We start from the raw sequence: 4,630 nt of genomic DNA, 5'->3' as shown, positions 1-4,630 counted from the left end.
TTATCAGCCTGATGACCAGTTGGAAGGCGCGGCCTCTGCATTACGACCGCAAGCCGCCGATCGAATAGGACGCCTGCGAAATTGGCAGGCTCCCCGTTTTCGGGCCGCCGTCGCCATGGTTGAGACAAGTGCCGCGTGGAGTCTGCGATGGGGCGACGGATCGTGCTTGCTGTGCTGGGCCTTATTGCCGTTCTCGCACTGGCCTTCGTGTTCGGCCCGCGCGTTCGCGTCGACACCACGATCCGTTTCGATCCCTCGCTCATCGGCGACGATCCGCAGGCCTATGTGGCAAAGGCGGAAGCCGCCATCCCCGGAATCCGAGACGGGCTGGAGAAGGAGATCGTCTGGGCCGATCCGTTGGTGCATGCCAGGACCCCGCTATCGATCGTCTACATCCACGGCTTTTCCGCATCGAAGGGCGAGGTCCGCCCGCTGCCTGACGAAGTGGCGGAACAGCTTGACGCCAATCTCTTCTACACACGGCTTACCGGTCATGGGCAGGATGGCGCGGCGATGACGCAAGGCAGCATCAATGCCTGGATCAACGACTATGAGGAGGCGCTCGCCATCGGCCGGGCGATCGGCGACAAGGTGATCGTCATCTCGACTTCGACCGGCGGCTCGCTGGCGGTCTGGGCGGCAACGCAGCCCGGTGCGTCGGACGGGGTGGCGGCGATTGCGTTCATCTCCCCGAACTTCGGCGTCAAGACTTCGGGCGCCGAGATCCTGACCATGCCGTGGGGCAAACAAATCGCCAGGCTGGTCGCCGGCAAGGAACATAGCTTCGTGCCGCGCAACGCGCTGAATGAAAAATTCTGGACCACCCGCTATCCGATCGAAGCAACCTTGCCGATGCAGGCGCTGACCGAGCTTGCCTATGGCGCGCCGGTGGAGAAGGCGACCGTCCCTGCTTTGTTCATCTTTTCTGATTCGGACAAAGTGGTGCGGGCCGACCGCAGCCGCGAGATTGCCGGGCGCTGGGGCGCGCCGCATGAACTGGTTCCGGTCGACGACACTGGCGACCCGGACAATCACGTCATTGCCGGCGACGCGCTGTCGCCATCGACCACGGCGTTTCTGGCGCAAAGGATCGCCGTCTGGATCGAAGCGGTGGTGAAGTAGGCGACGAAAAAGGGCGACCGAAGCATCGCTTCGGCCGCCCTTTTCTTGTTTCGTCTCGGCAATCAGCCAGCCGAAGCTTGACTGACTGCAGCGCGGTCTGGCTTACGCGGCCCGCGCAGCCGGACGCTTACCGCCGAAGCGGCGCTTGTTGTTGCCCTTGAAGGCCGGCTTGGCGCCGTCCGGCTTGCGCTCGCCGGCGAAGGCCGGCTTGTCGCCGAAGCGCTTCTTGCCAAAGCCGTTGCCCTTGTTCTCGCCACCGGGCCGCCTGCCGTCGCGACGGCCATTGCGGTCGTTGCGGTCATTGGCCGGCTCGAAACGCTCGTTCTTTTCAGCCGGATTGCGCAGCGGATCGGGGCTGCCGAGATGGTCGGCAACGATCGGCAGCTTGGTGCGGATGATGCGCTCGACCTGGCGCAGCTTGCTGTTCTCGGAAGGATCGCAAAGCGTGATCGCGATGCCGTCCATGCCGTTGCGGCCGGTACGGCCGATGCGGTGGACGTAGCTCTCGGCTTCATCCGGCAGGTCGAAATTCACGACATGGCTGATGCCGGGCACGTCGATGCCACGCGCCGCGATGTCGGTCGCCACCAGAATGCGCACCGAGCCGTCGCGGAAATCGTTCAGCGCTTTCTGGCGGGCGTTCTGCGACTTGTTGCCGTGAATGACGGCGGCCTTGAAGCCATCGCGCTCGAGGTCCTTGGTCACCCTGTCGGCACCATGCTTGGTGCGCGAGAAGATGATGACGGACTTCATCGCCTCATCGGCGAGCATCGTCGACAGCACCTGGCGCTTCTGCTTGGTGCGGGCAAAGACGACGCCTTGCACGATCTCGGCCGCTGCCGTGCTTTGCGGCGCGACTTCGACGCGGATCGGGTTCTTCAGCAGGCCCTTGGCCAGTTCGGCGATTTCATTGGGCATGGTCGCCGAGAACAGCACCGTCTGACGATCGGGCGCGGTCGCCTTGGCGATGCGCTTGACGTCGTTGATGAAGCCCATGTCGAGCATGCGGTCGCCCTCGTCGAGCACCAGCCATTTGGTGTCGGCAAGCATGAGGTCGCCCTCACGCACCAGGTCGGTCAACCGGCCGGGCGTTGCGATCAGGATATCGACGCCGGGCGCAACCTTCTTCACCTGGCTGAAGCGCGAGACGCCGCCAAGCACGAGCGCGGTCGAGACATGCGCGCCCTTGGCGAGGATCTTGATCGTGTCCTCGATCTGCACGGCGAGTTCGCGCGTCGGCGCCAGGATAAGCGCACGCGCCGTCTTCGGCCGGCGCTTGGTGCCGAGTGCGATGATCTTCGACAGGATCGGCAGAGCGAAGGCCGCGGTCTTGCCGGAGCCGGTCTGGGCGATGCCGAAAATGTCACGGCCTTCCATCTGCGGCGGGATCGCCTGCGCCTGGATAGGCTTCGGCTCGGTGAAGCCGGCGTTGTGGGTGGCCTTGAGCAGCGCGCCCGTAATACCCAGTGCCGCGAAACCGGTGAGTTCCGCAGTGTTGCTACCGGGCAAAGTGTTTTCGTTGGTCAAAATAATCTTCTTTCACGCGGCTTCTGGCCGCAAACATCGATGGCGGCAGGGCGCAACCTGCCGTCGAACAAATTTTCATGAAACGACAAGGCGGGCGGACGGGTTCGTCCACTCGGCTGCGCTGTCGTGCCCGCAGGCATCATGCCACGGGGCTTTTTCGCCGCTTTGTGATTTACCGGAAAAAGGGCCGATATACCGGAAAGAGGGAAAACAGACGCAACCAGTCTCATTCGTCGAGAAGGCCGGATAAGTCCCGGCCCAAGCGCCTATGCCGCCGCATATGGCCCAGTTCGCCACCAAATGCAAGGGGCGTCATGCTGCAGCGCAGCAAAATCCACGGAGCAAGCGGCGCTTGCGCTCGCTTGCCGGCACGATTACCACGAAATGCCGCTGGCTTGGGAGGTAATCGATGAAGGACGTGCTGAAGGAACTCGAGCGCCGCCGCGAGATCGCCCGCATGGGTGGTGGCCAGGCCCGCATCGATGCCCAGCACAAGAAGGGCAAGCTCACCGCGCGCGAACGCATCGAGGTGTTTCTCGACGAGGGCTCTTTCGAGGAATTCGACATGTATGTCGAACACCGCTCGACCGACTTCGGCATGGAGAAGACCAAGATCGCCGGCGACGGCGTCGTCACCGGCTGGGGCACGGTCAACGGCCGCCCGGTCTATCTCTTCGCCAAGGATTTCACCGTGTTCGGCGGCTCGCTGTCGGAAGCGCATGCCGAGAAGGTCATCAAGGTACAGGAGATGGCGCTGCGCAACCGGGCGCCGATCATCGGCCTCTACGATGCCGGCGGCGCGCGCATCCAGGAAGGCGTCGCAGCACTCGGCGGCTATGCCGAGATCTTTCAGCGCAACGTGCTTGCCTCAGGCGTCATCCCGCAGATTTCCGTCATCATGGGTCCATGCGCCGGCGGCGATGTCTATTCGCCTGCCATGACCGACTTCATCTTCATGGTGCGCGATACCTCCTACATGTTCGTCACCGGACCGGATGTGGTGAAGACCGTGACCAACGAAACGGTGACCGCCGAGAGTCTCGGCGGCGCTTCCGTCCACACGACGAAATCCTCGATCGCCGACGGCGCCTATGACAATGACGTCGAGGCGCTGCTGCAGATGCGCCGGCTGGTCGACCTGCTGCCGGCTTCCAACACATCGGAGCTTCCCGAGATCGAATGCTACCAGTCGGTCACCGACCATGATTTGTCGCTCGACCGGCTGATTCCCGACAACGCCAACAAGCCCTACGACATCAAGGAGCTGATCCTGAAGGTCGCCGACGAAGGCGACTTCTTCGAGATCCAGCAGAATTTCGCCAAGAACATCGTCACCGGCTTCGGGCGCGTCGAGGGCCGCACGGTCGGCTTCGTCGCCAACCAGCCAATGGTGCTGGCCGGCGTGCTCGATTCGGACGCCAGCCGCAAGGCGGCGCGCTTCGTGCGCTTCTGCGACTGTTTTTCGATTCCGATCGTCACCTTCGTCGATGTCCCCGGCTTCCTGCCCGGTACAGCGCAGGAATATGGCGGGCTGATCAAGCATGGCGCGAAACTGCTGTTCGCCTATGCCGAGGCCACCGTGCCGAAGATCACAGTCATCACCAGAAAAGCCTATGGCGGCGCCTATGACGTGATGGCCTCAAAACACCTGCGCGGCGACATGAACTATGCCTGGCCAACGGCACAGATCGCGGTGATGGGTGCGAGGGGCGCGGTCGAGATCATCTACCGCAAGGACATCGGTGATGCCGAAAAGATCGCAGCCCATACAAAGGCATACGAGGATCGCTTCCTGTCGCCCTTCGTCGCCGCCGAACGCGGTTATGTCGACGAGGTGATCATGCCGCACTCGACCCGCCGCCGTATTGCGCGGGCGCTCCGCATGCTGCGCAACAAGGACATGCAGAACCCCTGGAAGAAGCACGACAACATCCCGCTGTGAGACGCCGGCAACTCACTCCTCTTCCGCCGCCCCGAACCA

Annotated in this window: 3 protein-coding genes; 2 read left to right on the top strand and 1 reads right to left on the bottom strand. The window is 63.1% G+C overall.

Going from position 1 to position 4,630, the window contains the following annotated elements:
• Positions 1 to 147 precede the first annotated feature (147 nt).
• Positions 148 to 1,122, top strand: coding sequence for an alpha/beta fold hydrolase (locus EN969_RS17960; RefSeq protein ID WP_063168060.1), 975 nt, complete (start codon positions 148 to 150; stop codon positions 1,120 to 1,122).
• 102 nt (positions 1,123 to 1,224) lie between these two features.
• Here EN969_RS17960 and EN969_RS17955 read toward each other — a convergent pair whose 3' ends face one another.
• A complete protein-coding gene (locus tag EN969_RS17955; RefSeq protein WP_024505079.1) occupies positions 1,225 to 2,649 on the bottom strand; it encodes a DEAD/DEAH box helicase in 1,425 nt (474 codons plus the stop codon).
• 409 nt (positions 2,650 to 3,058) lie between these two features.
• Between EN969_RS17955 and EN969_RS17950 the strand changes: the two genes are divergently transcribed.
• Positions 3,059 to 4,591: an acyl-CoA carboxylase subunit beta gene (locus tag EN969_RS17950; RefSeq protein ID WP_013531455.1), complete on the top strand. Its 1,533-nt coding sequence runs from the start codon at positions 3,059 to 3,061 to the stop codon at positions 4,589 to 4,591.
• Positions 4,592 to 4,630 lie beyond the last annotated feature (39 nt).

It is taken from the genome of Mesorhizobium sp. M7A.F.Ca.CA.003.01.2.1 (assembly GCF_003998945.1).
Classification (GTDB): domain Bacteria; phylum Pseudomonadota; class Alphaproteobacteria; order Rhizobiales; family Rhizobiaceae; genus Mesorhizobium; species Mesorhizobium ciceri.
This window is presented reverse-complemented; position numbering and strand designations above follow the sequence as displayed.

Coding starts and splice junctions, on each gene's coding strand:
- EN969_RS17960 (WP_063168060.1), top strand. CDS start 148: ATGGGGCGACGGATCGTGCTTGCTGTGCTGGGCCTTATTGCCGTTCTC.
- EN969_RS17950 (WP_013531455.1), top strand. CDS start 3,059: ATGAAGGACGTGCTGAAGGAACTCGAGCGCCGCCGCGAGATCGCCCGC.